This window comes from Armatimonas sp. (assembly GCF_031410135.1).
In the GTDB taxonomy this organism is placed as follows: domain Bacteria; phylum Armatimonadota; class Armatimonadia; order Armatimonadales; family Armatimonadaceae; genus Armatimonas.
In genome coordinates this window covers 1-1499 of sequence record NZ_JANNYP010000201.1, presented here as the reverse complement: position 1 = coordinate 1499, position 1499 = coordinate 1, and the positions used below count along the sequence as shown (strand labels likewise).

At 57.6% G+C, this 1499-nt stretch carries 4 protein-coding genes; all 4 read right to left on the bottom strand.

Annotated features, from left to right (window positions below; translation table 11 throughout):
- Nucleotides 1-125: 125 nt before the first annotated feature.
- Nucleotides 126-419 carry a hypothetical protein gene (locus RMO15_RS07270; RefSeq protein WP_309709873.1) on the bottom strand — a complete coding sequence of 98 codons (294 nt, stop codon included), beginning with the start codon at nt 417-419 and terminating at the stop codon, nt 126-128.
- Entirely contained in the window at nt 416-619 is a 204-nt protein-coding gene (locus tag RMO15_RS07265; protein WP_309709871.1) for a hypothetical protein, read from the bottom strand. Before RMO15_RS07265 ends, RMO15_RS07270 begins: the two co-directional genes overlap by 4 nt.
- Nucleotides 616-984: a hypothetical protein gene (locus RMO15_RS07260; RefSeq protein WP_309709868.1), complete on the bottom strand. Its 369-nt coding sequence runs from the start codon at nt 982-984 to the stop codon at nt 616-618. The genes RMO15_RS07265 and RMO15_RS07260 overlap by 4 nt, the downstream gene beginning before the upstream one ends.
- Nucleotides 985-1144: 160 nt before the next feature.
- On the bottom strand, nt 1145-1375 hold the full coding sequence (locus tag RMO15_RS07255) for a hypothetical protein (protein ID WP_309709865.1): 231 nt from the start codon (nt 1373-1375) through the stop codon (nt 1145-1147).
- Nucleotides 1376-1499 lie beyond the last annotated feature (124 nt).

Genomic DNA, 1499 nt, shown 5'->3' with positions numbered 1-1499 from the left:
ACCAGCCGCATTCCCGCACCTGCGTTCCAATGCCACTCGCAGCCGTTGCTGTCGGTGAAGCAAAAGACTTGGTCATCCGTGTGGAGCACAATGACTTTGGGGCCATTCTTGAGAGTGGTCATAGGTCAATACTCCTCACGCAAAAGTGCTAAAGTCTCTTGCCAACCCGCTGAGGTGTTAATCCAGATGACGGTGCCGTCCTTTAGCGTGTAGCTGGAGAGCACTCGACCGCCGCGCTTAATCTCCTGTTCGTTGACGACTCGGTCGTCGTAGCACATCTCCGCGCCGTAGTCTCCTTCCCGATGCCGCTTGAGTAGGTGCATCAGCTCCTCCTCGTTACGGATCAGGGCCTCGACTGCTGCGGACGTGACGTATACCTTGCCCAGGAGAAACTTGATGGGGCGGGTATAACCGCTCATGAAGTCACCTCCAGCGGGCTTTTGGCTTCGTAAACGAAAGCCTCATGCTTGCGGCGTTTTGCCTTTTCCGGCACTTGGCCGGTAAGCCTTCTCACGACTTCAGCAGCGCCCTTGCGGTAGACCGTGACGACTACGAGAGAACCGGTATCGGCTTCTCGCACCGCCCAATGCCGACCACCTTTGTAGCGGGAGATCGTCAAGAGAGACACAGGGGCACCTCCAGTTGTCGCTGGAGAACGCGTGATGCGCTCTGCATGACCTGCTCGATGGTGACGGCTTGCCCTACCGCTTCCCAACGGGCAGCGCGGCGGGCGATCTCGACTCGTTGAGCCATGTGGAGTTTTCGCCAGCCTAGAACGTGCTTGCAGGAGTAGCGCCCACCGTGCTTCGCATAGAAGGGGCAAGTGCAGCTCTTTTCGGCGCGATCCAGGGTGTAGGTGGCTCCGTGCTCGGAGCGAATCAGATGCAGGTTCCCGTCGAGAGAGCGGATGCGGTATCCGTCCTCAAAGAGTCGCTGTGCCCGCTCGTTGACGTTGGCAAGTGTTCTTGCCTCGTCCAAGTTCATGGGGATGGTTTCCTTTCAGTTGAAAAAGAACCGAGCCATAACTTCCCGTCGCCGGGCAGCATAGCCCGGTGAAGTGGGGAATATTGAAACGGGGATTACCCGGATACTGATTGGCGTTTAGCGAAGCCCATCTTCGGCGGCGAAGGTTCGAACCTTCGCTCTACGCCGAATGAGGTCGCCGCTTTAGAAGATCCAGAATGTCTTGCAGCAACTCGGGGTTAGGAGCACAGGGTGAGGCGATTCCTCGCACACCTCGGCACTCTTCCACGACCCGCCCAAGCATCAGGGAGGTCTCCTCGACGCTTAGGGGCAGCGGTACGAGCTCTCCATCCTCAGGCTGTCCGATGTAGTCGTCCAGCTCAGGAACGAGAACCTGGGGCTTTTTGCCCATCGCACCGGAAAGGTATAGTTGGGCGTTTCCCCACCCCTTGCGGTGACGGAAATCAGGTGATTTCCGTTGATCACAGATGGTGACATGATGTGGTTTCGGATTTCCTCACTCCCATCACGACCAT